At 62.7% G+C, this 25,357-nt stretch carries 16 protein-coding genes; 9 read left to right on the forward strand and 7 right to left on the reverse strand.

The genetic code is table 11. The features are described 5' to 3' along the window. Positions 1-242: 242 nt before the first annotated feature. Positions 243-2,186: a YjhG/YagF family D-xylonate dehydratase gene (locus Pla123a_RS23435; protein WP_146591613.1), complete on the reverse strand. Its 1,944-nt coding sequence runs from the start codon at positions 2,184-2,186 to the stop codon at positions 243-245. Positions 2,187-2,360: 174 nt separating this feature from the next. After that, positions 2,361-3,749 (reverse strand): GntP family permease, encoded by a 1,389-nt coding sequence (locus tag Pla123a_RS23440; RefSeq protein WP_146591615.1) that lies wholly within the window; start codon positions 3,747-3,749, stop codon positions 2,361-2,363. 180 nt (positions 3,750-3,929) lie between these two features. Here Pla123a_RS23440 and Pla123a_RS23445 point away from each other — a divergent pair, with 180 nt between their 5' ends. After that, positions 3,930-4,760: a fumarylacetoacetate hydrolase family protein gene (locus Pla123a_RS23445; RefSeq protein WP_146591617.1), complete on the forward strand. Its 831-nt coding sequence runs from the start codon at positions 3,930-3,932 to the stop codon at positions 4,758-4,760. Between the two features lie 490 nt (positions 4,761-5,250). Here Pla123a_RS23445 and Pla123a_RS23450 read toward each other — a convergent pair whose 3' ends face one another. Continuing rightward, positions 5,251-6,531 carry an endo-1,4-beta-xylanase gene (locus Pla123a_RS23450; RefSeq protein ID WP_146591619.1) on the reverse strand — a complete coding sequence of 427 codons (1,281 nt, stop codon included), beginning with the start codon at positions 6,529-6,531 and terminating at the stop codon, positions 5,251-5,253. A 241-nt stretch (positions 6,532-6,772) separates the two neighbouring features. On the opposite strand from Pla123a_RS23450, the gene Pla123a_RS23455 reads away from it, so the two are divergent. From Pla123a_RS23455 to Pla123a_RS23475, 5 genes are all read left to right on the forward strand, one after another. Beyond that, positions 6,773-7,192 (forward strand): MarR family winged helix-turn-helix transcriptional regulator, encoded by a 420-nt coding sequence (locus Pla123a_RS23455; RefSeq protein ID WP_146591621.1) that lies wholly within the window; start codon positions 6,773-6,775, stop codon positions 7,190-7,192. Between the two features lie 216 nt (positions 7,193-7,408). Beyond that, entirely contained in the window at positions 7,409-9,376 is a 1,968-nt protein-coding gene (locus tag Pla123a_RS23460; protein WP_146591623.1) for a non-reducing end alpha-L-arabinofuranosidase family hydrolase, read from the forward strand. Between the two features lie 11 nt (positions 9,377-9,387). Then, positions 9,388-10,638 carry an endo-1,4-beta-xylanase gene (locus Pla123a_RS23465; protein WP_146591625.1) on the forward strand — a complete coding sequence of 417 codons (1,251 nt, stop codon included), beginning with the start codon at positions 9,388-9,390 and terminating at the stop codon, positions 10,636-10,638. Beyond that, positions 10,610-11,791, forward strand: coding sequence for an alpha/beta hydrolase-fold protein (locus tag Pla123a_RS23470; protein ID WP_197528233.1), 1,182 nt, complete (start codon positions 10,610-10,612; stop codon positions 11,789-11,791). Before Pla123a_RS23465 ends, Pla123a_RS23470 begins: the two co-directional genes overlap by 29 nt. Before the next feature lie 143 nt (positions 11,792-11,934). Beyond that, on the forward strand, positions 11,935-13,278 hold the full coding sequence (locus Pla123a_RS23475; RefSeq protein ID WP_261342779.1) for a Gfo/Idh/MocA family protein: 1,344 nt from the start codon (positions 11,935-11,937) through the stop codon (positions 13,276-13,278). A gap of 132 nt (positions 13,279-13,410) precedes the next feature. Here Pla123a_RS23475 and Pla123a_RS23480 read toward each other — a convergent pair whose 3' ends face one another. The 4 genes from Pla123a_RS23480 to Pla123a_RS23495 all read right to left on the reverse strand — a co-directional run bounded on the left by Pla123a_RS23480 (position 13,411) and on the right by Pla123a_RS23495 (position 21,057). Beyond that, positions 13,411-13,683, reverse strand: a complete 273-nt coding sequence (locus Pla123a_RS23480; protein ID WP_146591629.1) for a hypothetical protein — start codon at positions 13,681-13,683, stop codon at positions 13,411-13,413. A gap of 153 nt (positions 13,684-13,836) precedes the next feature. Beyond that, positions 13,837-14,178 carry a hypothetical protein gene (locus Pla123a_RS24865; protein WP_197528235.1) on the reverse strand — a complete coding sequence of 114 codons (342 nt, stop codon included), beginning with the start codon at positions 14,176-14,178 and terminating at the stop codon, positions 13,837-13,839. A 145-nt stretch (positions 14,179-14,323) separates the two neighbouring features. Further along, entirely contained in the window at positions 14,324-19,837 is a 5,514-nt protein-coding gene (locus Pla123a_RS23490) for an AAA domain-containing protein (protein ID WP_146591631.1), read from the reverse strand. Continuing rightward, positions 19,834-21,057 carry a M48 family metalloprotease gene (locus tag Pla123a_RS23495; RefSeq protein ID WP_146591633.1) on the reverse strand — a complete coding sequence of 408 codons (1,224 nt, stop codon included), beginning with the start codon at positions 21,055-21,057 and terminating at the stop codon, positions 19,834-19,836. Before Pla123a_RS23495 ends, Pla123a_RS23490 begins: the two co-directional genes overlap by 4 nt. A 426-nt stretch (positions 21,058-21,483) precedes the next feature. Between Pla123a_RS23495 and Pla123a_RS23500 the strand changes: the two genes are divergently transcribed. The 3 genes from Pla123a_RS23500 (at position 21,484) to Pla123a_RS23510 (ending at position 25,295) form a co-directional block, all read left to right on the forward strand. Then, the gene (locus tag Pla123a_RS23500) at positions 21,484-22,758 is read left to right on the forward strand and encodes a hypothetical protein (RefSeq protein WP_146591635.1); all 1,275 of its coding nucleotides are present in this window, start codon (positions 21,484-21,486) and stop codon (positions 22,756-22,758) included. A gap of 123 nt (positions 22,759-22,881) precedes the next feature. Further along, on the forward strand, positions 22,882-23,910 hold the full coding sequence (locus tag Pla123a_RS23505; RefSeq protein WP_146591637.1) for a hypothetical protein: 1,029 nt from the start codon (positions 22,882-22,884) through the stop codon (positions 23,908-23,910). Between the two features lie 317 nt (positions 23,911-24,227). Continuing rightward, complete coding sequence (locus tag Pla123a_RS23510) at positions 24,228-25,295, forward strand: integrase core domain-containing protein (RefSeq protein WP_146591639.1); 1,068 nt, start codon at positions 24,228-24,230, stop codon at positions 25,293-25,295. The last annotated feature ends 62 nt before the right edge of the window (positions 25,296-25,357 follow it).

Genomic DNA, 25,357 nt, shown 5'->3' on the forward strand with positions numbered 1-25,357 from the left:
TCTTCCACACCGCCTCTAAGGCGACCAAGCCACCGCATCAAGACCAATCTTACTACTGTCAGAGGGTTAACGGCGTAAGGAGGCGACCCAGCCAGCTCACTTCGTTCCGGCTACGCCTCCACGAAGTGAGCTGGCTGGGATATAACACTGAAACTGGTTCCGCTACTAGGGGCAGGTCACGTTGGACAACCTTCCTGAATGGGACGTTCAGTGACAACCTGATTGATTAGCACGACAGCGGGCTAACGCTGGGCTATCGCCTCGCGTACAGAGTCAACGTCGTACACGCAGCCGCCCCAGGTGCCGCCGCCGAGGGATTGGAGCATCGCCCATAGTCGGGTGTCGTCGGGCAGCCCTTCGGCTTCGGCGAGGTCGTCGCGCAGCGGCCGCTTCTCAAGCTGAGCGGTGCCCCAGTCGACACCCTTCACCTCGCCTGCCTCGCCGACGAGGTTCAGCGAGCCAGACGCGTCTGGCCCGTCGATAACGATCTCGATTAGGTCGCCGTCGTGCACTCTGCCGATCGGACCGCCGGAGAGCGCCTCGGGGCCGACATGGCCGATGCACACGCCGGTCGACACACCTGAGAACCGCGCGTCGGTCACTAGGGCGACGCTCTTGCCCCACTTCAGGTGCTTCAGAGCGGCGGTGAGCTGGTAGGTCTCCTCCATGCCGGTGCCAATCGGGCCGCAGCCGGCGAGGACGATCACGTCGCCCGGTTGGATCGGCCGATCGCCGCCCTTGATCGCCCGCATCGCCGACTTCTCGTCGGTGAAAACCTTGGCCGCGCCAACGCGGCTGAGCCTGCCGCCTTCGAACAGCGACGCGTCGATCGACGTCGCCTTCACCACCGATCCGTCGGGGGCCAGGTTGCCGGTGAGGAACGCCATCGTGCCGGCGAGCCCCGCGTCGCGTGCGCGGTCCGGCGGCATGATGACATCGTCTGGGTCGACGCCGTCGCGCTTTAGGAGATGCTCTCGCAGACGCTCGCGACGCTCGCACTTGCGCCAAGTATCGAGCACTGCGCCGAGTGGTTCGCCCAAGGCAGTCAGCACGCCCGTGTCGATTAACCCAAGCTCGCGGAGGTGCAGCATCACCTCGGGCACGCCGCCGGCGAGGAACACGCGCACCGTGGGGTGATCGACTGGGCCGTTTGGCAGGACACTCACCAGGCGCGGGGTGCTGCGGCTGGCACGGGCCCAGTCGTCGACAGTCGGCCGGCCGACGCCAACCGCGTGGGCTACCGCGGGCAGATGAAGCAGCAAGTTGGTCGACCCACCGAACGCCGCGTGAACAACCATTGCGTTGCGCACGGCACCTTCGGTGACAATGTCGCGGGCCTTGAGCCCGCGCCGCTTCTGCTCGACAACCGCCCGCGCGGAGCATCGCGCCAGCTCCACCCAGATCGGTTGGCCGCTCGGCGCAAGCGCCGAGTGCGGGAGCGATAAACCGAGCGCCTCACCGACCACCTGCGATGTGGCCGCGGTCCCGAGAAACTGGCAGCCGCCGCCGGGCGTTGCGCACGCCCGGCAGCCCATTTCGGCGGCTTCTTGAAGGGAGATCTTGCCGTGCGCGTAGCGGGCGCCGAGGCTCTGCACGCGGCCGGCGTCTTCGCCGCGCGTGGGCGGCAGAGTAACGCCGCCGGGGACGATCACCGCCGGCAGGTCGCGGATCCCGGCCAGGGCCATCATCATCGCGGGGTGTCCCTTGTCGCAGGTCGCCACGCCCAGCACACCGCTGCGGGTCGGCAGCGAGCGGACCAGTCGCCGGAGCACCACGGCGGCGTCGTTGCGGTACGGCAGGCTGTCGAACATCCCACGCGTGCCCTGAGTGCGCCCATCACACGGGTCGGTGCATGCGCCGGCAAACGGCACCGCACCTATCGCGCGGAACTCACGCGCCGCCGCCTCGACCAAGAGCCCAACTTCCCAGTGTCCAGTGTGGTAGCCCAACGCAATTGGCGCCCCGTCGGGCGCCCGTAGCCCACCGGCCGTGCTAAGGATCAGGTACTCGGGCTTGCCCAGATCTTTGGGGTCGTACCCCATCGCCGCGTCCTGCGTCCACCCGAATAGATCGCCGCTGGGCCGGTTCCGCAGCATGTCGTCCGTCAACGGCAAAGCGCCCGCCGGTCCCTCGGCCGTAGTTTGCACGTCGAGCAGCGAGGGGTCGGTGGCGAACCAGTTGGGCATGGGGATTCAATGGCAGAGGAGATAGACAGTAATCAGAAAGCAAGGCCTCTAGTATGCGCGGTTCAGGGTTGCCCGTGCAGTCTCACCGAGCGTCAAGTACGCGGAACGACTACAGCCCCTTATCGGCGATGCGTCGTCTGGTGGACTGTTTCGCCTATGTTCGGGCATGAACCTTCACTCCGTCATCGGCGCCACCGCGGCCATCAGCAGTGTCATAGCCATGCTGACGACGCCGAGGATAGCCAGCAGTGGCGTCCAGGTCTTCAGGGCCTGCAACTCGGTCAGGCCGCCCATCTTGGCGAATATCCAAAAGCCGCTGTCGTTCATCCACGATCCGACCAGTGAGCCCGAGCCGATGGCAGTCGCCAGGTAGACGGGGTGGTAGTGGAGCGTCGCGCCCTTGAGCATCGCTGCGACCATGCCCGCGGCGGTGATCATAGCCACGGTGCTCGAGCCCTGGGCGAACTTCATCAGCGACGCCACGCCGAACGCTAGCAGCAAGAGGCCCGCGCCGCTGAACGCAGCGCCGCCGAAGCAGTCCTGGATCGCGTCGCCAATCTGGGCCTCGCGGAGCATCCTGCCGAAGGCGCCGCCGGCGGCGGTGATCAGCACGATCACCCCGCCGGACATCAGCGCGTGCTCGACCGACGTGGCGAGGTGCGTAAGCGAGTGCCGCCGGTAGAGCCGCTGCGTCACCAACGCGGCGATCGCCGCAAGCAGCAGCGCGAGGTCCGGGTTGCCGAGCACGCTCATCGCCGACTGCACGGCGGTCTTGGCGACCTGCTCTCCCTCGACGGCGGGCGCCGGTGGGTTGATGATCGCGTTGGTGGTGATCAGGGTCACCGGCAGCAGGATCGGCGCGAGCGACCAGGCGATGCTCGGCAGTTGGTCGTCGGCGAGCACGGGGAAGACCTCGGCGTCGTCGTGGTCGATGTCGTCGGGCGGGTCGACGTTCATCGTCCGGTCACACATCCCGGCGAACGCCAGGGCGGCGAAAAGCGACGGCGCTGATACCGCCAGGCCGACCATCATCATCGTCGCCAGGTTTACGTCGAACGCGTTGGCCACGAACAGCGGCCCCGGCGTCGGCGGCACCAGCGCGTGGGCCGAGGCGCAAGCCGCCGCCGCGACCAGGTACTTCACGTAGTGCCCGCCGGTCCGCCGGCTCATCGACCGCACCAGTGGGATGAGCAGGTAGAAGACCGTGTCGAAGAACACCGGTATGGCCACCACGTAGCCGCTGGCGGCGATCGCCGTGGCGCCTCGATTCTCCCCGAGCACGTGAAGGAACACCCGCACCACACGGTCGGCGGCGCCGCTCTCGGCCATTGCCTTGCCGATGATCGCCGCCATCGCGATGACGACGCCCAGGCCCATCGCCCCGTCGCCGAACGCGGCCGCGACGCGCGGGACCTTGTCCCCCCATTCGCCCGGCGCCATTAGGCTCACCACCAGCGCCGCGGAGATCAGCGCTAGGAACGCGTGGACCCGGAGCACGACGATGCCGCCGATGACAAACGCCAAACCGATGGCCAAGACTAGAAACGGGTACCATTGGTCCATCGCGTCGCCCTGAGTTGGAGAAGAGGTTCGCTGGAGTCTACTCTCTCCGTTACGCGCGATACAACTCACGGATGAATGACTCCGCGCCCGATGGTTTGCCTGCGGGCTCCATTCAGGTCACAATGCGTTGCAGTTCTCATCGGCACTAGGTCATCACTGTCCCCGGAGGCGCCACACACAATGCTGCTATACCGAACCTCCTCCGGCCCCGTGCTGCGGTCGGACGACTCGCTGTTCTCGCTGAGTGAAGACTGGCAGACGCTCGTCAACGACCCAAGACTGGCCGACACGCTGAAGCGACTAAGAGACTCGGCGTCGGTCGCCGCCGAGGAAGCCGTCGCCGAACCCCTCGCGCCGCTGTGCGACTCGCAGGAGCTGTGGGCGTCGGGTGTCACGTACTTCCGCAGCCGCACGGCTCGGATGGAGGAGTCCAAGGAAGCCGGCGGAGGCGACTTCTACGATCGTGTTTACCACGCCGAGCGGCCGGAAATTTTCTTCAAGGCGACCCCCCACCGCGTTGTCGGGCACGGCCAGGCGATGACGCTCCGACAGGACTCCCAGTGGATCGTCCCCGAGCCGGAGCTGGTGCTCGTGTGCGCGAGCGACGCGACGATTGTCGGCTACACGGTTGGCAACGACCTCTCCTGCCGCGACCTCGAGGGCGAGAACCCGCTCTACCTCCCGCAAGCGAAGACGTTTGACCGCTGCGCGTCGCTCGGGCCGGCGATCCTAATTCCCGAGAACGGACCGATCGACCCCGAGTCTCGCGTGCTGCTTACGATCCACCGCGGCGGCGAAGCCGTTTTTGAGGGCGAGACGACGCTCTCGCAGATGAAGCGCGGGCACGCGGAGCTTGTCGATTTCCTCTTCCGCCACAACGCCCACCCGCACGGCGTGCTGCTGATGACCGGCACCGGCACTGTCCCGCCGGAAGGCTTCAGCCTGACCAGTGGCGACGTCGTCGATATAACCATCGACGGCATCGGCACCATCAGCAACCCGATGGAGTAGAAATACGACAGCAGGAAGATACACGGTAAGCGGCCGAGTCTCTCAGTGACTATTCGGTGCCCCGGAAGGGAATCGCAGTCACACGGCAACGAATCGAACTATGTCCGCAGTCACGGGCCAACACTTCATCGCCGGTAGGCGCCCCTTTCTCAGAGCTTGGAGCCGATCTCTAACCGACGCAGGAGCTGTTGATTCCTCTGGGAAAACAATTGGTTTTCTGCAAGTTTAGTCGATTTAAAGCATCTGAAACTGTATCGGGGCATGCCAGTCACTGGGGTGACAGCGACATTGAATCGGTATGAGCGGTACGGTCTTCCAACGCCAGCGACTGTGACGCACGGGAATCGTATGGCGTACCTGCCTGAGGCCGCACTCACTGCAAGGCTACTCTCGCACAGTGTCACCTGCTCCATGAGCTACGAATTGCTAGACTCCGCTGTGACGGAGTCACCTTGCCGCTGCTTTGTGCCCCGTGCAGAACAATTGTGTTCTACTCGGTGGGTACGGTGATCGTCAGGCAGAGGGCTTCTTCTCCAGCAGGGACTTGAATTGTCTTCTCAACGGTCTTAGCCGTCTCTCGTCGAATACGCACAGTGTACTCGCCGTGGAAGCCGCGGAAGCTGAGTTCGCCGTTGGCGTCGGTCTGCCCGGATATTTTGGTGGACCACTCCGCCATCAATGATTCATAGCGTTCACCGGTCGCGTTGAGGCTCCAGTCGTCTTGGGCGATGCCCGCGTTGGGACCCCGCCAGGAGTTTCCACTCCAGGTGACCCACATGATGATTCCTTCGACCGCCGGGTGGCCATAAGCGGTGCGGTAGACAGCTTCGAGTGCGTCGGCATTCAAGGCTTCCGTGTCGAAGGCCGAGTCGAACTCGGTAATCCAGATCGGAAGGCCGAGTTCTGCCACACGATCGAGATTGTCTCGGATAGCCTCCGGGTGCTCCACGGCCTCGGCGGACCAGATGTGCCCTTGAATTCCTACGCCATGGATTGGGGCGCCCTCGGCGATTAGATTTCGGACCTGCTCGACATACTCGTCGACCTGTGTTGTCTCGAAATCCTTGTCTACCGACAGGATGTTGAACTCGTTGACAAAGAGCTTGGCGTCCGGATCGGTCTCGTGAGCGTGCTTGAACATCCAGGCGTGAATGTCTTGTCCAAGCTTGTCTCTGAAGAAGGACCCGTGAAGCATCTCGTTATTCACATCCCAGTGCCTGACGTGTCCGCGGTAGTGGCCGACGATGCTCTCGCAGCGTCGCTCAACGGACTCACGAACCGCATCGGCGTCGAGCGTTCGCAGCCACTGTGGCTGCCACTTGCCCGGTTCCCAGAAGATGCAGTGCCCCCTCAATGGGATGCCGTTCGACTGGCACCACTGCACCATTGCATCTGCCGTTGCGTAGTGCTCGCGGCCGCGACGCGCTTCGGTGCTGTACCACTTCATCTCGTTCTCGAAAACAGCCCAATTGAAATGCGTTAGGAAGAATTTCTTATACTGCTCGTCGTGCAGGACTGCCGGACTAAGGGCGGCGCCGAATGGAAACGACTTCTTGGTCTGCACGATCTCAACTTGGACGGCGGGAAGAGCCTGTTCCTGCCCGTCGACAACGCGGATGCATACTTCCCGTTTCCGAACTTCTCCAATCACCGTGTCCGCAGCGTCTCGCCACGCGGGTTGCTGAGAGGAGGATTGCGTGGTGGCGAAAGCCCATGCCGCTGCGTAGAGGCAGCAGCGAACAGAACGCCTTAATGTGATGTCCTGCAGCATTGCGCGTTACCAAGTCGTTCGAGCATCGCATCCGCCTAGTGTGATGCTTGGGGGTGTTTCTTGATCGCTCGCATAGATCTTAATGTCTTGCCGATGAAAGTGCGAACGTTACTTTCTGGGCGGAGGCGCCGCGGCCGCTTCGAACTTCCGGTCTTACGCGGGTTGTGCGTGGTCGAAATATTTGACTTCCCAACCGCAACCGGTTTTAATACGTGCACGTTCGACATGCCAGGGCTCGAGAATGACCGGACATCACATCGCGCTGAGTTTGCGATCGGCGTACTTAACCATGCACCGGCAGACTCAAAAACTACTCTCCGAGTTTGGTTTCACGCCGTTCCAGTTTGTGTTGCTCTCCACGCTAGTGGACGGTGACGAGATAACGCAGCGGGAACTGGCCGTGCGGGCTTTCTCCGACGCGAACACCGTCAGGGCGTCGCTGCTTATCCTCGAACGCGACGGTGTCATTGAGCGAAGGGCAGGCGTCGGGGATCGAAGGACGCTAACGGTAGGGGTTACGGCCAAGGGGAGGCGAGTTCATTCGAAGCTGTCGGCCGCGGTGAAGCCTCTGCAGGAAATGATCCTATCTTCAATCCGCCCAGACCGAGCGGAGTTGTTGGTGGCCGAGTTAGATTCCCTGGTCGAGTGTCTGGGGCGGTAGTAGCGGAAGTGAATCGGCACAAACGGTTCCGGTCAATGCTGCTCTTGGCGGGCAGTTGAGGTTCTCGTCAACGGGCAACCGGTGACGCGTACTTTGCCGGATTTGATCATCATGGTCGAAGTGAGGTTGGCGACCTGAAGCTTGGGATCGAGTTGACGCGAAGCGTCACTACACTCTTTTTCTCTATTCTAATCGTCTTATCGGAGTGCTTGGGCTATGAGATTGCCAGACTCGGCTATCAGGGGATCGGCGTACTGTCTCTTGTTCGCCATCGCCGCTTTCTACCCGTCGGTCGATCTGGCACAGCCGGTTCCAGTGGGAGAAGGCGGGAACGCTAGTCCCGCCGAGACCGCGGGTTTCGAGTTGCCGCTTAGGTGGAAGGCAAGCGGCTCGTTGATCGAGCCGGTCTCGGACGACACGCACCAGATCGTGTCGGTCAAGGACCCGACGGTCGTTCGGTACGACGGCCGGTGGCACGTGTACGCCACGGCGTATTCGACATCGGCCAAGACGTGGAGCATGGTGTACCTGGACTTCACGGACTGGTCCGAGGCGGCGTCGGCGCCGCTGACGCACATCGACGTGAACCCCGGCCTGCGCGGCTACCACTGTGCCCCGCACCTGTTCTACTTCGCTCCGCAGCAGAAGTGGTACCTCGTGTTCCAGTCGCAGCAACCGCAGTACTGCACAACCGACGATCCTTCCAAGCCGGAGAGCTGGACCGCTCCGCAGAACTTCTTCGCGAAGCTGCCCGACAGCACCCCAAGGCTTCCGATCGACTACCACGTTATCTGCGACGACACGCACGCCTACCTGTTTTTCACCGGCGACAACGGCCGCTTTTACCGCTGCCGCACCAAGCTCGCGGACTTCCCGAACGGGATGAGCGCCCCGGAGGTCGCCATCGACGACAGCCGGGACCACCTGTTCGAAGGGAGCATGACCTACAAGATCAAGGGCGTGGACCGGTATCTGACGATCATCGAGGCGCTCAGCCCCGCCAGGTACTACAGCGCGTGGACAGCAACGGACCTGAACGGCGAGTGGACCCCGCTCGAGGGCGCCGATTCGTGGGAGTCGCCATTCGCGGGCATCAACAATGTCGCGTTCGAAGACGGGGTCGAGCCCTGGACCCGCGACATCAGCCACGGCGAGCTTCTGCGTGACAACTACGACCAGACGCCGACGGTCGACCCACAGAACCTGCGTTTCCTGTTCCAGGGCCGCGACCCCGACAGCGGCGGGCCCTACCAGCTGCTGCCTTATCGCCTGGGGCTGCTGACGCAGGTATCGCGTGGGGGCGAGGCGGACCGCAGTGCCGAGAACAACCCTGAGCCCCAGGGCCCCGCCAGGCGCCGAGGCCGCGGAGGGTTCGGCGGCCCGATCGAGCTGCGGGCAGACGACAAGCCGGCTTTCGACGACCCGCCGCGCGACTTCATGGTCGCGCGCGACGACGCGCCACACGGCAAGCTTGAGATGATCGAGTACGACTCAAAGTCGGTGGGTGCGACGCGGAAGATGAATGTCTACACGCCCCCCGGCTACTCGTCGGACCGGCGTTACCCGGTCCTGTACTTGCTGCACGGCATCGGCGGCGACGAGACCGAGTGGGAGCGTTTCGCTCACCCGAACGTGATCCTCGACAACCTGATCGCGGAGGGGAAAGCCGCGCCGATGATCGTGGTGATGCCCAACGGCCGAGCCCAGAAGAACGACCGCGCAGAGGGCAACGTTATGGCCTCGGCGCCCGCGTTCGCGAAGTTCGAGGCCGATCTGCAGGGTGACGTCATACCCACCATCGAATCTCGCTACTCCGTGCTCGCCGACCGGGAGCACCGGGCGCTGGCCGGTCTGTCGATGGGGGGCGGCCAGTCGCTCAATTTTGGGCTGGGCAACCTCGATACGTTCGCTTGGGTCGGCGGCTTCTCATCTGCGCCCAACACCAAGCCGCCAGCCGAGCTGGTCCCGGACCCGGCCGCCGCCCGCGAGAAGCTCAAGCTCCTCTGGCTGAGCTGCGGCGATCAGGACGGCCTGATCCGGGTTAGCCAGGCGGTGCATCGGCATTTGGAAGAGCAGGGCGTGCCTCACATCTGGCACGTCGACACGCACGGCCACGACCCGCAGCACTGGAGCAAGAGCCTGTACTGGTTCGCACAGCAGGTTTTTCAGCCAACCGAGCAATAGGGGGCGGCGCGATGGCGGGTAAGTGGGGGTTGTACACGGCCCGGCCGCAGCCGGGCAGACTCGTTGCCGCCGCCGTGCTGGTGATTCTGGCGTCGCACTGCCCGGCGGCGGAGCGAGCAGCCGACCAGCCGACGCTCAAGGACACGTTCGCCGACTGCTTCGAGGTGGGCGCCGCCGTGAACCGGCGGATCGTGGGCGGGCCCGTGGGGCGATTCGGCTTTGGCCGCAGGGGTGTCGACGCGGTCCGACGCGACCGCGAACTGGTGTTGCGGCATTTCAACAGCGTCTCGCCCGAGAACGATCTCAAGTGGGCGTTGGTGCACCCGCGGCCTGGCGCCGACGGCTACGCCTGGGCGCCCGCCGACGCGTTCGTGGAGTTCGGCGAGCGTCACGGCATGTCGATCATTGGGCACACGCTCGTCTGGCACAGCCAAACGCCCGACTGGGTCTTCCGAGCGGACGCGCCGAGATCGAACGAGAGTCGGCAGGGCGGGGGGACCCGCGCGACGCGGGAGCAACTGCTGGAGCGTATGCGGGAGCACATCCACACCGTAGTGGGCCGCTACAAGGGAAGGATCAAGGTCTGGGACGTCGTCAACGAGGCGATCTCCGATCACGGCGACTACGTGCTGCGAGACTCGCCCTGGCGGCAGATCATCGGCCCCGACTTTGTCGCCAAGGCGTTCGAGTACGCCCACGAAGCGGACCCAGACGCCGTGCTCCGCTACAACGACTACGGCCTGGAAGGCGCGGCAAAACGCGGCAAACTTATTTCACTGATTCGAACGCTGCAGGCCGACGGCGCGCCGGTGATGGCGATCGGCACGCAGGCCCACCTGAACGTCACCTCTGCTAGTTTTAAAAGCATGGATCAGTCGCTCTCTGAGATAGAGGCGCTTGGGCTGCCGATCCATGTAACAGAGCTGGACATCAACGGCGCTCGGCAGGGACAGCGGACCACCGGCGCCGATGTCAGCAGCAACTCCGCAGCAACTGCAGGCGGTCTCGTCGCCGAGGCCGACCGGCGCCTTGCCGAGGCCTACGAGGGCGTGTTCCAAGCTCTTATCGAACACCGGGAATCGCTCGAGGTAGTCACTTTCTGGGGCGCGAATGACGCCAACTCATGGCGTTCGCGAGGTCGGCCGCTGCTCTTCGACGCGGACAGCAACCCCAAGCCCGCTTTCCAGAAGGTGATCCTAACCGCTCCGCAGGCTGATTCTGAGTCCGGAGCAAATGAGAAAGGAAGCAGTCATGAAGATTAGTCGAAGGGCATGCATCGTATTGCTGCTGGTCGCCGCCACCACATCAGGTTCCTGCGTCTCTGCCCAGACCGACCTACCGGTCGACGACTGGGAGCCCGCCTCGACGAATCAGCCCGGAAAGGAGTTTCCGAAGGTCAATTCCGAGGGCCGGGTGATGTTCCGTATTAGGGCGCCACAAGCCCAGAGCGTGACTTGCAGCTTCCGCGACTCCGAGGAATTCAAGCAGGATGAAGAGGGCTTCTGGACTGGGTACACCCGCCCACTCGACGAAGGGTTTCACTATTACACGATCAATATCGACGGGGCCGAGGTCCCTGATCCCGGCAGCAAGTATTTCTTCGGTGCGATGCGCTGGGGGAGCGGCGTCGAGGTCCCCGCCCACGATCGAGACTTCTACGCCGTGAAGCAAACGCCGCATGGGCAGCTCCGTGAAGTGCTCTTCTACTCGGAGAGCACTGAGACGACTCGGCGGGCTTTCGTTTACACGCCCCCCGGCTACGAGCAGGACACAGATAAACGCTACCCAGTGCTCTACCTGCAGCACGGCTGGGGAGAGAATGAGTACGGCTGGGGTGAACAGGGACACGCCAATTTGATCATGGATAACCTTATCGCCGAAGGAGAAGCGCGCCCATTCATCATTGTCATGACCTACGGGATGACTAACGAAGTCCGTTTCGGCGGTCTTAGAAGCTTCAGCATTGAGCCATTTGAGACGGTTCTTGTTGGGGAGCTGGTCCCCTTCATTGACGCTAACTTTCGAACGCTGGCGGACCAGCCGAATCGGGCGATGGCCGGGTTGTCGATGGGCGGTATGGAGACTCGACTGATCACCCTCCGCAACCTGGATACTTTCTCGCATATCGGTCTGTTCAGTGGCGGGTCGATTTCGATGGATGACGTAGAGAACACGGAGGGTTTCAAAGAGAAAGTCCGGCTCGTGTTCGTGAGCTACGGCAGCCGGGAGATTGATGGAGGCCGCACCCGGCGCGGAGGCGACCCCAGGGCAGATTCTGAGGCCCTCGAGCAAGCAGGCTTGAACAGCGTCTTCTGCGTTTCGCCTGACACCGCTCACGAGTGGCAGTCATGGCGTCGAAGCCTCCGAGAGCTTGCACCGCTACTATTCGTCGACCGAACCACCCCGACCAATTAGCAAGCAGGCGGCAAGAGCAAAGATCAGAGACACGCGGCAGTCTTGATCAGCGTCATCGCGCGAAACAATTCGTCCATACTCAGGCCTCGCCAAACGCGGGCCTGGCGTCACGTCCCTGCTATACAACCGTTGAGTATTACGAGATGAGAACCGACAAAGGACTACGCCCTAAACCGAATCGCCGGACTTTCCTCGGCGCCACTGGCGCGCTCGCAGCCGCTCCCTACTTTGCCTGGACGCAACCCGCGTTCGCAAATCGTGCAAGCACCGACCGACCCCGTATTGGCTGCATCGGAGTCGGCAGCATGGGCACCGGAGATGCGCAAGATCACGCCAGGTTCGGCGATGTGGTGGCTGTATGTGATGTGGATTCTCACCACTGTCTGCGGGCCAAGCACCACGACGGAATAGGAAGGGGAAGGGCAGACGCGTACGAAGACTACCGACGCGTCTTGGACCGCGACGACGTGGACGTTGTGAGCATTGTCACGCCAGATCATTGGCACGTGAAGATTGCGGTCGAAGCCCTGCTGGCGGGCAAGCACGTTTTCTGCCAGAAGCCGCTGACGCTGACGCTCGAGGAGAACCGGCTGATACGGGCCGCCTTCCAGGCGCACCCCGACCTGGTGTTTTTCATCGGCACGCAGCAGCGAAGCGACCGCGATCGATTTCTGCGGGCTATCAACATGGTGCAGCAGGGGTTGCTGGGACGCGTCACGAAGATCACCGCGGGCGTTGACGGTAGCCCGACCGGCGGTCCGTTCACTCCAGAGATTCCTCCGGAGCAGCTCGACTGGTACATGTGGTTGGGGCAGGCGCCGCTGGTTGACTACATGAGCCGCCGATGCCACTACGAGTTCCGCTGGTGGTACGAGTACTCGGGCGGCAAGTTCACCGACTGGGGGGCGCACCATGTCGACATCGCACTCTGGGCGATGGGGTTGGATAAGCAGGGGACTGGGCCGGTCGAGGTGGACGGAACTGACGCCAAGCACCCGGTCGCCATGGTCGATGGCTATCCGACGGTGGACGACTGCTACAACACGTCACACGATTTCAACGTTATCAGCAGGTTCGAGGACGGTCTGGAGCTGCACCTGACGAGTCGTGGGAGGAACGGGATACTGTTTGAAGGAGAGAAGGGCCGCCTCTTCGTCAACCGCGGGAGGATCTCGGGGGAGCCTATTGAGCAGAACTGGGATGACGGCAAATTCGGCGACGAAGAGCTGCAGAAGCTTTACCGCGGCAAGCCGTTCGAAGGGCACAAAGAGAATTTCTACCGCTGCATTCGCGAAGGAGGCACGCCGGTATCGGACGTTTACTCTCATGTGCAGACGATGAATGTCTGCCATCTTTCCTCCATTGCCGCGCGACTCGGCCGCAAGATAGCTTGGGACCCAGTGAGCGAGCAGGTGACAGGCGACCACCAGGCCGCGGCGATGATGGCGCGCAAGCCGAGGCCGGGGTTTGAGATTCCTGTGGTCTAACGTTTGTGGAGTGGCAGACAGGCGGCCGTTGATGGTTGGACGTTTGCTCCCGGTGATCGCGAGTTCTTCGGGGACGGTACTTGCAAGAGAATGGGTGCCCGAATAGAGTCTCAGTAGAGCGCGACGGCCTCATCAAAGCTTCTGGCGTACCGTAATGTAGTCGACGACGAGCTTGTACTCACCGTCGGCCTTGCCGGCTTCCTTGGGTAGCAGGGCGAGGTCGACCAGGATGAACATCGGCCGGAGCATGTCGGGAGTCGCGGGCGCCCTCATCAGTTCTTTGCCGTCGAACGTGAAGATGATGTGCTCTGGCGTGATGAGGCCACCGTAGGTGTGGTACTCGTTGTCGAACAGGTCGACCGGCGCGTCCGGCCAGTTTCTGTGGAGGCCCGTGTAGTTGCCCACGTGGAAGGTCTTGTTGAGACGATCGCCGTACTGGCGGGAGACCTTCCAGCTGTGGTAGGCCTGGTGGGTGGCCTTTTGGGTCGGAGTTGTAGCCCTCGTAAATGTCGATCTCGGTCCTTGGGATCGTCTGTGTGAAGTACTCGTCGACGGCTTTTATCCAGAACGCGGGCCAGGACGCGACGGGGGCCGGCCTGCTTTCTTCCGCCGGTCGCTGTAGTCCCACTTCTGCGCAACCAGCTTCCGATGCCAACGCAGAATGGTATCCGGAGTGAAGAGGGGCATGATCGACTCCAGGCCCTTGCGGCCCAGATCCTTCCCTTTGACCGCCAGCCTTCTCCTTTGATCGTCGGTAAGCAGGATCCGCTTCTTTCCAATCTGCTCGCGCAGGACGCGGTTCTCCGTGCAGAGGTACTCGATCGTTACGTTCTGCTGGCGGTTCACCCAACCGACCGCCCAGACGAAGGCGAGATGCCAGGGTTGCAGGGGCGTGGTCATCGGGCCTCCCGGCGAGCTTTGCTAAAGGCAGCCAGTTTACCCGATTCCGGACCCGGGATCTCGGCCGAGATTGATGGACTATCCCGCCAAAAGAGTCTACAAATCAAGGCGATTCGCGTCGGCTGAGTTTTTGGACCATACGGGCCTACTTCACCTCGACATAGCCCTTCTTCGTCTTCTCGCGAATAAGTCGCTCGCAGTCTCTGCGAGCAGCAGCTTCGTCGTTGAACGACTTTGTACGAGTCTGGCCGGTCGTCCCGATTCGTCCGAACGTGACCGAATGCTGCTCGCCCGCGAGAGAGATCTCCCAGAACTTACTCGACTTGCCATCTCGCAGTTCGAATCGGCGCGAGCCTTGGCTGCTTGAGCCAGTCACGTCCGAATCGCCACCTTGCTGATTCGTATCGCCCCCTGCGGATGCGTCGGCGTCTCCCTCGATCGCAGTAGAGACATTGGCTACATCGAGGTCATCCAGCTCAAGGTCGATGTCTTCGTCGTCGTCAATCTCACCCCCTTCAAGGATGGCGACAAGTCGATCCATTACATCCTGACTGTCGGCGTACCAGTCCTTGGCCAGGACATGCACAATCCGCCAACCAAACGCTCGGAGCAGCCGGGGGCGCATCATGTCGCGTTCGAGCAGATCCGACTGCTCGTAGTAACCGCAGCCGTCGATGAGGATGCCAAGTCGATAGACGGAATCTCCCTCGCGATGAACGGCCAAATCACACCGGAAATGGGACTGACCCACTGCGTGATCCACCTGATAGCCGGCGGCCGCGAGTCGCTCGGCAAGCTGCTCGGCGAGCAGCTCCCTTGCGGGCGTCGCCTGGTCCTGTTCGTCATGCGTCCAACGGGAGAGACTTCTCGTAACCCTTGCGGCCGCCTCCGCATCCCCGGCCGACACCGCCTCGGCGTAGCGCAGGTAGCTCTTCAGGCAGTTGGCGCCGTCGTTGTAGTCGTTAGTGATCTCAGTCGACTCGATCGAGCTGACGACTGCCATGTACTGCTTGGCGCGGGAGAAGGCGACGTTTAGCCGTTTCTCGCCGCCGCTCTTGTTTATGGGCCCGAAGTTCATCCGCATCTTGCCCGTCGGGGGACGACCGTAGCAAACGCTGAGGATAATGATGTCCCGCTCGTCCCCCTGGATGTTCTCCAGGTTCTTCACCAGCAGTCCGACGAACTGCCCATCGTCTTCCCGCTCGTAGGCCTGCTCCAAGGCTTCGCCAAAAGGCTTGTCGTCGGCCGCCAGGCGCGTGAGCGCTTGCTCGATCTCGTCCTGCTGCGCCTCGGAGAACGCCACGATCCCGATCGTGTGCTGCGGCGAGTCGGTCAACACTTGCCGCACCATCTCGGCGATGTATTCTGCCTCGGCGCGATTGCGACGCTTGTCATAGACGCCGTGCCGCAGGAGGTGGAAGCTGATCGGGCGGGCTAACGCCTCCTGAGCGCCAACCGCGCCGTGCTCCGGAGATTCGGCGACGATCGGCTCCCGCTGGACATTGGCGAGCGACTCCTCCGGGACCGTCAGCAGCCGGCCGTCGTAAAATGCCCAGTTCGAGAAACTGATCAGCGATTCGCTCCGGCTGCGGTAGTGCCAACCAAGCATCGTTGACGGCAGGTTCTTCGCAGCGTGGCTGAGGAAGCTGCCCGAATCGAGGTCGTACTGCACGAGTTCGCCATCCGACTCGACGAGCAATTCCTCCTCTTCCTCGGCCGACTGCTTCGCGGAAAAGAAGTCCGTCGGCGGCAGCTGCATCTCGTCGCCAACGATGATCGACTGTGCGGCGCGAAACAGCGCAGGCACCGCCTCTTCGAGCGTGATCTGGCTCGCCTCGTCGAAGATGACCACGTCGAACCGGTCCGGCGAGAGCGGCAGCGTGTCTGACACGCTCAGGGGGCTCATCAGCCAGACCGGCTTGAGGTCGTTGACCACGTCGCCCGACTCGTCGCTGACCAAGTCGCGGATCGCCTTGTAACGCATCTGCTTGCCGAACTCATGCTCCAGTTCCCGGCGGCCCCGGTTGTAGCGCCGCTTGAACTCCTTCTCTTCCGCCGACAGCTTCGCCGCCGGCTGCTCAGTGACGTGCAGGCTCTTGAGGAACTGGCGCCGCACGCGATCTCGGATCTCGGCCGCGTTGAGCCCGAGCCATTGGTCGTAACTCCCCTCCAGGCGCGAGGCCAGCGCGTGGAGGGTCCGGGCGGTGAACCGCTCGAACTGATTGTCCTGCCGATACAACTCGGCGAGGCCGCGGTCCGCTACGGCCGCTTCAATTTCTCGCGGGGTATGCGGCAGCGTCCGCAGAGCGGCGGCGACCGCCCGAGGAGTCGCCCGCAGTTCGCGGATGCACTCCAGAAAGTCGGGAACCGATTCGAGGTTGTTGCTTACGTGCTCAAGGGAACCCTTCAACTCAGCAAGCGGCAGCTGAGCGGCCGAGTCGGAGATCCTCGCCAGCTGCTCGTGAGCGGATTCTACGGCGGTCTTCGCTTGGAGCAGCCGCGCGACAATCTCGCCCGCCCGCGGCGACTTCACGAGCGCTGCGTGAACCGCGGAGAGCCATCGGGGAAGTTTGGGAGCGTGCGTCGAGACCTCGCCAATCGTTTCGATCAGCCCCGGCGCCGCTTCCACGTCCACCCCCAAGCGGTCGGCCGTCTCCTGCAACAAACGACGCCGAGCTGCGACCGCTTCATGCTCGCTGGCGAGTTGCTCAAGGACTCGCGACCAAGGCGGCCGAATCTTGTGGGCCCCGAAGCGGTAACCCCGCTTCAGGACGCTACGCAACCGCCACCACGCGGGCGAGAGCCAAGCGAAGCGCGCTCGCTCGAATTGCCGGGCCTGCTCTAGGGCGAGCCCCGTCTCCTCGGCGGTCAGTTTCTCCGCCCAGTTGACGTTCGCCTGCTCGGCCTCTGTAACCGCCTGCTTGGACTTTTGCAGGGCCTTGAGCTGCTCGCGCAGCCACCTGGCCTGCTCGTGCTGGGGATCCAAGAGGTGCACCAGACCCGCCTCGGCCACTTCCTTGAGTCGAGACGCGAATTGCGTAAGCTGCACCGCCCGCTCCAACGGTTCCCACCCGCTGCGAGGCACTCCGCAACGGCCGAGCGATTGTTCCGCTTGGTCCAACTGCGGGATTACTTCACGCACGCAGTGGGAAATCGTCTCCAGCGGGTGCTCCTCGGAGGCAAGCCGCGGTGACAGGATGCGCATGGGATGCTCGGCGAGCACCTTTCCGCCCCCCGCGTCGGCCAGGGCGCGTTCGAAACGCCCCACTGCGGACCGGCTGGCAAGCCACTCGGCGTGCGTCGGGAGCTGTTCGCGGGTGAGCGCGTCCAACTCAGGCAGATCGCTTCGCAGCTCGATGCAGCGGTCCAGCAGGTCGCGGGCGGTCGTCCCAAGCTCCGGGCGATCTGACTGCATCGCAGCGCTGAATCGTTCCAGCGGCGTAATTGTCCGGCTCAATTGCTGGATCATCTCGCCCCGGCCAGCCGCCTGGGACTTTGTTTTCGGCGATTCAAGCAGCTTCTCGTAAGACTGCTTGAGGTCCATCACGAACTCTTTCTTGTCGGTCTGCGAGTCGTGAATCAGGCAGCAGAGGTCGGCCAGGCCGCACTGCCGTAATCGCGCATAGACCACATCGATCGCGGCCCGCTTCTCGCACACGAACAGGACGCGTTTGCCCCGCGCGACGTAGTCGGCGATCAGGTTGGTGATCGTCTGCGATTTCCCCGTGCCCGGCGGGCCCTGGATAATGAAGCTCTTGCCCAGCTCGGCCTCGGCGATCGCGCGGGCCTGCGTCGGATCGCAGGGCACCACGTCGAAGCGGTCCGCCAACGCGCGGGCGTCGAGCGGCTGGTTGTCGATCGGGCGCGGCGCCAGGGAGAACGTCGCCTCGAACGCGGGGTTCGTCAGCCCGTCACCCAACAACGCCTCATAGTCCCGCACCAGGGACATGCGGCGGTACTTGAAGTTCGCGAGCGTTACGCTGCACAGGTCGAACGTCCAGTCATAGGGGTTCGCTTCGCCGCCCGACTGCAACGCATAGAACTGTCGCTCCTTCTCGGCAACGGGCGGGTCCGGCTCGGCGGTCGCAAACGTCCTGGGCCGGGGCTTCTCTTCGATGATCTCGCGGAGGTGGGTCTGCGCGGGCCGCACCTTGGCCCCGAACAACTTGATCCCCAGCGGGTGGTAGTTGGCCGGGTCGTAGCTGTAGTCGAGATCGAGGTACTTGCGGACCCCGCGGCCGGCCAGCCGCGCACGGCGGCGGTACTGGTCCAGCTTGCGCCGGGCCTTCTCGTGGATCAGCGCAATCCGCGGACGATCGATCTTGGTGAGATTCACCGCCGACTCGGACGCCGCAATCTTGCGGGACAAAAGTTCAAACAAGTTGTCGAGCGACGACGTGGCTAAGTCGATCGACTCGGGCAATGCAATATCGTAGAGCTGCTTGAACTGGTGGCGGATCACCGGGTTGATTTCGGCCTCGGTCGAGACGACGTCCAGGTAGTAGGTGTCGCGGATCCCCTTCTTCTTGCGTAGCTGGACCGGCAACAGCACCAGGGGCGAGTCGTACTGCTCGACCGGCTTCTCCTTGAGGTTGGCCCAGTGCAAGAAGCAGATCACCAGCCGCAGCTGGGCGAAGCCGAACTCGGATTGGTCGCGCCGGGCTTCAGCGATCAACCGCTCCAGCTGGCTTGGCAGGTAGAGGACCTCCGAGAAATTCAGGTACTTGTTCAGTGAGATCGGTTTGCCGCCCGTCACTTCGCGCTGCAACGAATCGTTCCAGACCAGAATCTGATCGGGGCGGATGTTCTGGATATCGAAAGACAACGGCACCGACGCGTGCGTGAGATTCACGCTTTGCATCGTCGGGCGAAAGTGCAGCAGCTTGTTGCGGCGAGAAATCTCGAAGAGCCGCTCGCGGAGCTTGGCGAGGATGACGGTTTGCCGGTCCCGCTTCGACCCCTTGGCGAATTCCGAGGAGTGCGCGAGATCGAACTCGAAGTCGACTTCCTGGTCGCGGTAGCTCTCTAGCGTCTTGACCAGCGACGCGAGGTCCTGCGCGCGGTCCCGCCGATCGAGCTGGGTCATCCGCACGATCACGCGCGCAATGACCGGGTGGAGGCCGGGGTTGAGCGCGAAGAGATTCTTGCGGTGGGCGACAAACTCTTCGAGTTGCTCTTTGTCAAAGAAATCGAGTCCGCACGCCAGGCTTGCCAGGATCATGCCCAGGGCGAAGACGTCCGTCAGCGGGTCCTGGACCCCCAGGCGGTGCTCCCAGCACCGGTAGCCCGGCAGATAGACCGGCCGCGTCGGCGTCTCGTCGGCGTCGCCAATCGCCAGGTCGACGACCTTTTCGGCGCCGTCGTCTAGTTCGGTTGTGATCCGCGTCTCCGAGACGATCTCGACGGCCGCTCGGCCCGCCCGCTCGATCCGCTGCAGATCACTGCTGGCGCGGCGGACTTCCAGGCGTTTGGCCTCTTCAAACCAAATCCGTACGCCCTCGACACGGAGTTCGTCGAGTCCATCCAATGGCGCGGCCATGCCCGCCGCGTGGGCGTCGAGGACCTCCCGCGCCAGCGGCAAAAAACTGGCCAGCGCGTCTTCGGTCGTGAAGCCGTCGACCTCAAAGCGGTCGCGTAGGAAATCCACGAACGTTGTCATGACGCCGCCTCCAGCTTGGCCGCGGCGGCGACAATGCGTTCTCGGTCGCCGGAGATCTTCTCCACCTGCTTCTTGCGGAGTTTGAGTTCTTTCGCGGCGATGCTGAGAAAGCCTTCCAGCAGGCCCACGGCGTCCGCCACGCCGATCGCCTGCGCCAGGGGCGCTTCCTCCAGATCCCGGTCGGCCGAGGCGAAGTCCAACAGGACGTAGCAGTAGTAGTCACGGAGGGGCTGGTCGCTCTGCTGTATCTCTTCGCGGAGTGATTCGATCGCGACGTCGTGGTCGGCGGGTGCGTATTCCTCGAAGAAGAGGCGGGCGTGGGCGAGGACCACGTCGGTCTGCAGCCACTTCGGCGCCAGCATGGCGTCGATCAGTCGCCGCGTTACGTCCATGACGCGCACCTGGGCCGTGAGGTCAAGCTCGTCGAGCGCGGGCGGGCCCTCGATCAGCTCCGCGATCCGCGCGTTGGCTTCGCCGGCTTGGTCGTGCCACAGCTGCAGCACGTGCGCTCGAATGTACGCTTCGGGGTGGGACAGGCCGGCGGTCTTCATCGGGCCCTTCCCGAGGATCTCGGCGGCCTGCTTCAGGTAGCTCTCCGGGTTGACCTCGTCCAGGTCGGTGGCGATCTTCACCAACATTGAGATCACCTCCAGCGGAGAGCCCGACACGTCGAGCGCGATCCGGTCGCAGAACACCTCCGTGTAGAGCCCGAACAGCCGGGCGCTGGCGAAGTGCGGCGTGTCGGCGTCGCGGTCGTGGGTCATCGCCGCGAGGACCTGCTCGGCGATCAGGAGGTCTCCGTCCCACCGGCTGTGGAGCAGAAGATGTCCCAACTCATGGGCCAGCAACGCCCGCAACTCCGGCTCGGTCAGGCGAGACGCGATGGGGCCGTGCAAGACGACGTGCGCCTCGTCGGGGATGTACGCCAGCGACGCGTTCAGACCCTGCGGGTTCTGGGCCTGGTAGAGCGTCACCGGGACCTCCATCCCGAGACTCTTTGCGACCTCGTCCGCCATGTCGTAGAGGGCCGGCTGGGCGTCTCGGTCGATGCGGTAGGTCGACTTGAGCAGGTCGAAGCGGATCGCCTCGTTCTGCTCGGCGCGCACGCGGTTCGACGCGTACCACTCCCAGATCTGCGACTCCTCGTTCTTGAGGTAGTCGCGGATCGCAAAATGGTACGGAAGCGGCTGACGCGGGTCGTGCTTCTCTTCGTCGGGCATGCGGAATCGATCGTGTATGAAAACGCCTATGATACCCGGCGGGAGCGCATTTGTGACCACTCATCAAGACCGCGTAGTCATGCAGTGAGCCCTTGACCAGGTTGCCAAGCCTCGCAGCTGTTACAATCCACGGAGTTGCCCAACATGACGGCTTTATCCCTTGCCCCAACGCATCCGAGATGGTGACTTGGGAGCTTCATCGCGGTTTCAAATTTCGCTTTGACCTCGAAACAAACACCAAGGGGTGAATTCACACTGTATTGAAAGATCAAGCCAACATCGCCCCGGAGTTCGGCCGAGTTGGAGCACAGTCTCAGCCTACTGAACATCGATCGAGCCACACCATGTTTTGCTTACTCACGAGATCCGGCTTATTGATAGGTTGCCAGGGACGTCTCAAGGTTTAATCAATGCGGGAGCGGACTATTGCCAGTAACAGAATGTGAAACTCGTTCGTTCACTCGCCAAGAGTTTTACGACTTTGTATGGTCTGCGCCGGCGACCCGACTGGCAATAGAGCTAGGGTGCTCGGACGTCACCATTGGCAAGACCTGCCGTTCGTACAACATTCCCAAGCCTTACCCCGGCTATTGGGTCAAGCTGGCCAACGGCAAAACGACCAAGAAGACGCCGCTGCCGCCGGACGAAGAGGCGGACCGACGCACGATCGTCTTTCATCAGCATGAAGACTATGAATCGACGGTCGACGAACCGCCACGCGAACTCCAGTACGATGACGACATTCGCCAGCTGCTCGCCAAGGCGACGTCTCTCGGCGCCGTGTCGGTTCCCGAGAAGCTCCGCAAGCCGCACCCCCTGATCCTGGCCACGAAAGAACGCCTACAGCGCGAAGCGGCTGAGCAGAGACTCCCTTGGTCGCAGCGTTCCAGCGACTGGCGCGACAAGGCCCCGCGTGGTTTGTCGGTGGAGGTAGGCGGCGCTTTGCTGAAGAGAGCGCTGCGCATTATGGACGCTCTCATCAAGCGGATCGAGCAAGTCGGGGGAGTCGTTCAAGTCGAGCCGAAGCACTACAACGCCAATCAGTACGAGACGGTGGTTCGCTTCGCCGGCGAGTCCGTGACGACTCTGCGGATCCGTGAGAAGCACAACCAGGTCCGCACCAAGAATCCGGACGCGCAGTATTCATGTGAGCGTGACCGACTCGACCTAGTGCCCAGCGGTAATCTCTTGCTGGACGACGGGCCGTCGAGCTACCGCTCCCCGCTCGCGATGGACGGCAAGGCAAAGAAGATTGAAGACAAGCTGGAGGGCTTGGTGATCGGATTCGTGAAGGAGGCGGGGGAGAGGCGGATTGCCCGCCGTGAACGCGAGGAAAAAGAGCGTCGTCGAGCCGAGGCAGAGCGGATCCGTCTGGAACGCGAGGCAGAACTGAAGCGTCTGCGCGACGCGCTAAAGCAGCGCCAGGACGAGGAGCGTGCCCGTGTCGAGCAGCTGATCCATCACGCCGACTCGTTGCGTCAGAGCGAGGTGCTCCGCGAATACCTGGACCAGCTGTGCTGGGCGAAGGCCCCCGACGGGGTTGTGGCGATTGACAGCCGCCTTGCCGACTACGTGAGGTGGGGTTTTGAGCAGGCGGACCGGCTTGACCCGCTGCGCCCCAGCCCGCATTCCGTTCTCGATGAGAAGGTAGATGAAGACCTGCTCGCGCGTGAGGGTCACATCCCTCGCAAGCCCCGCTAGGGGCGACTGACAACCTCATCGCAGGGGGCGGTCCTGGCGGGTGGCCGCCGATCCGCGATAATGATGTCGAGCGGCGGATGGTTACATCCACCCGTAAGGCACGACGACGGACGAGAGCACAGCATGTTCACATGGAAGCCCATTTACGCAGAGATCGCCCTTAAGCTTTGTGAGTTCGAGCACTCGCACGATCAGCTTGTCGCGCTGATGATTAAGCTGCACGACCAAGGCCTCAAAGTGTCGAGCGTCGTGGATCGGGACGTGAACGACAAGGAGGTCCCCATGGCGGAGATCGACCCCTTCTCGTTCTTCGCCAACTTCAACCGGGGCGTGACCTACGACAACCGTCGGGCCATCGTTGCTGCGATCAAAGACGAGTGGCGACTGGGCGCGGAGTTGCCGCAGGATTTTGACGGCCTGCCAATCATGAACCTGCAATCGAGCTGGTTCATGCCGTATCAGAAACGCCGCGAACCTCACCACGTGGCGACTCTCTGGCGTTTCTACCGGCACTGCCTGGAGATCGACGCCCCCAGCGAGCTTGACACCGAACTGTTCGACGCCTGCTGTGCATTGCGGAAGGTCGCCCCCGCGTCGCTGACCATGGGGATGTTTTGGAGCCGACCGGAACTGTGGATCGCGGTCGACAAGAAGAATCGCGAGTACGCCTCCTCGCTGGGCGTCACCCGCCAGGTCGCCGGCGGGGCGGACTACCTGAAATGGCTCGCAGAGGTTCGGCAGAAGACCGACAAATCAACGTGCGAGTTCTCGCTCCAGGCTCATCTCAACACCCTGGAGGAGAAGCCCGTGCCGGACAATGACGAAGACGTGGGCCCCGCCCCCTCTTCCGACCGCAACTACTGGCTGCTCGCCCCGGGGAGAGGGGCCGTTCTGTGGGATACATGGTTTGCCGAGGGGTTTGGGGCGATCGGCTGGAACGGCATGGGGGACCTCAACAAGTACCCCTCGAAAGAAGCGATGATGGAGTACCTGCCCAAGGTCTACGAGGACTCCGGGCCGCTGCACGTCGCCCATATGTTGTGGGAGTTCGCACGCGAGATGCGGCCGGGCGACGTCGTGTTTGCGAAGCAGGGCCTGCACAAGATCTGCGGCTGGGGGGTCGTCGCCGGCGCGACGACCTCGAGGTTATGAGGCGATTTCTAACCAGCCTTGGAACTGCTCATTTCTCGGCAAAACCAGGGGGAAAGCTGCTTTCGCAGCAGGTGAGAGTCTATCAAACCGTATCAAGGATTGTCAGGTATTTCGGTACAGGCGGCCTTAAAACGGTACAAGCGGTACGCGGAGTCAGTCCCCCAGCTTGGCTACTCCGGTTGTTGCGAGATTTTGGAGAGCCATACCGAGAATGATGCTTGAAGCCAGCGTCTTTGCTGAGAGAATCACGCGACACCAGGGGTTCGGAAAGTTTGTCGCCCCAGTTTCCCGAGAAATCTCGCAAGGACGGTTGCCTAATGAAGGGTTGGTTTACGCCGCTGTTGTTTCTGATGGCGCGTTCGGAGGAAGACCAGCTCAGGCGGCAGGTTCTGTTCTTGAAAGCCGAGCTCGAGATGACCCGGGCCCGGGTGCCGCAGAGTCGGATCTTCCTTTCAAATGAGGAGCGAGAGCGGCTGTTGGAGCTGGGCGACGGCATCGGTTCAGACGTGCTGAAGCTGGTTTCGATCGTGCATCCCCGAACCTACCAGCGTTGGCGTGAGCGCAAAAGCCAGGGGAAGCCTCCCGCCAAGAAGATGGGCCGCAAGGGCACTCCTGAGAGCTTGCGGCAGATCGTTGTTCGACTTGCTACCCAAACTGGCTGGGGATACGGTCGAATCGTTGGCGAGTTGAAAAAACTCCGCATCCAGTGCGTTGGTCGCACGACGGTGCGGACGATCCTCAAGGAAGAGGGCGTCTCGCCCAGCCCGAAGCGGGGCACGGGGACGTGGGACGATTTCATCAAGATCCACGCCGAAACGCTTTGGCAGGTCGATTTCTTCTCGAAGATGGTGGTCACTCCGACAGGGCTACGGCAGGCGTATGTGCTGGTGTTTCTGAACATCCAATCTCGACGCGTGATCTGCTCGCCAGCCACCTTCAAGGCGGACGACCAATGGATGGTCGAGCAGGCCGAATCGATGCTGGAGCAAGCCAAGGGGATGGAGTTGCCGGTTCGTTACCTGGTGCGGGATCAGGACTTCAAGTACAGCAAGCGGTTCGACCGAGTCTTCTCAGACGCGGGTGCTGTCGTTGAGCCAACCGCTCCTCGGGCTCCGAACCAGAACGCATTCGTGGAGCGTTGGATCCAGAGCGTCAAGTACGAATGCCTGAATCGCTTCATCGCCTTTGGCTTGAATCACCTCGATTACTTGGTTTCCGAATTCGTGGACTATTATCACGAGCTACGCCCTCATCAGCGCAAGGACAACAAGCCGCTGCTCGGGGTGTGGTCGGATTCGGATGACCCTCCGAGCAGCGGCGACGAAGTGGTCTGCCGGGAGCGGCTCGGCGGGGTGCTGAAGTGCTACGAAAGGAAAGCTGCCTGACGAAGCTGCCGAGGCAAGTCGAATAGCCGCGGCGCGAAGATTCGCGGCACGACTCCATGCGC

The sequence above is a fragment of the Posidoniimonas polymericola genome (genome assembly GCF_007859935.1).
Taxonomy (GTDB): domain Bacteria; phylum Planctomycetota; class Planctomycetia; order Pirellulales; family Lacipirellulaceae; genus Posidoniimonas; species Posidoniimonas polymericola.

Excerpts from the sequence above, each read along its gene's own strand:
- Pla123a_RS23435 (WP_146591613.1), bottom strand. The coding sequence starts at position 2,186 with ATGCCCAACTGGTTCGCCACCGACCCCTCGCTGCTCGACGTGCAAACT.
- Pla123a_RS23440 (WP_146591615.1), bottom strand. The coding sequence starts at position 3,749 with ATGGACCAATGGTACCCGTTTCTAGTCTTGGCCATCGGTTTGGCGTTT.
- Pla123a_RS23445 (WP_146591617.1), top strand. The coding sequence starts at position 3,930 with ATGCTGCTATACCGAACCTCCTCCGGCCCCGTGCTGCGGTCGGACGAC.
- Pla123a_RS23450 (WP_146591619.1), bottom strand. The coding sequence starts at position 6,531 with ATGCTGCAGGACATCACATTAAGGCGTTCTGTTCGCTGCTGCCTCTAC.
- Pla123a_RS23455 (WP_146591621.1), top strand. The coding sequence starts at position 6,773 with ATGACCGGACATCACATCGCGCTGAGTTTGCGATCGGCGTACTTAACC.
- Pla123a_RS23460 (WP_146591623.1), top strand. The coding sequence starts at position 7,409 with ATGAGATTGCCAGACTCGGCTATCAGGGGATCGGCGTACTGTCTCTTG.
- Pla123a_RS23465 (WP_146591625.1), top strand. The coding sequence starts at position 9,388 with ATGGCGGGTAAGTGGGGGTTGTACACGGCCCGGCCGCAGCCGGGCAGA.
- Pla123a_RS23470 (WP_197528233.1), top strand. The coding sequence starts at position 10,610 with ATGAGAAAGGAAGCAGTCATGAAGATTAGTCGAAGGGCATGCATCGTA.
- Pla123a_RS23475 (WP_261342779.1), top strand. The coding sequence starts at position 11,935 with ATGAGAACCGACAAAGGACTACGCCCTAAACCGAATCGCCGGACTTTC.
- Pla123a_RS24865 (WP_197528235.1), bottom strand. The coding sequence starts at position 14,178 with ATGACCACGCCCCTGCAACCCTGGCATCTCGCCTTCGTCTGGGCGGTC.
- Pla123a_RS23490 (WP_146591631.1), bottom strand. The coding sequence starts at position 19,837 with ATGACAACGTTCGTGGATTTCCTACGCGACCGCTTTGAGGTCGACGGC.
- Pla123a_RS23495 (WP_146591633.1), bottom strand. The coding sequence starts at position 21,057 with ATGCCCGACGAAGAGAAGCACGACCCGCGTCAGCCGCTTCCGTACCAT.
- Pla123a_RS23505 (WP_146591637.1), top strand. The coding sequence starts at position 22,882 with ATGTTCACATGGAAGCCCATTTACGCAGAGATCGCCCTTAAGCTTTGT.
- Pla123a_RS23510 (WP_146591639.1), top strand. The coding sequence starts at position 24,228 with ATGAAGGGTTGGTTTACGCCGCTGTTGTTTCTGATGGCGCGTTCGGAG.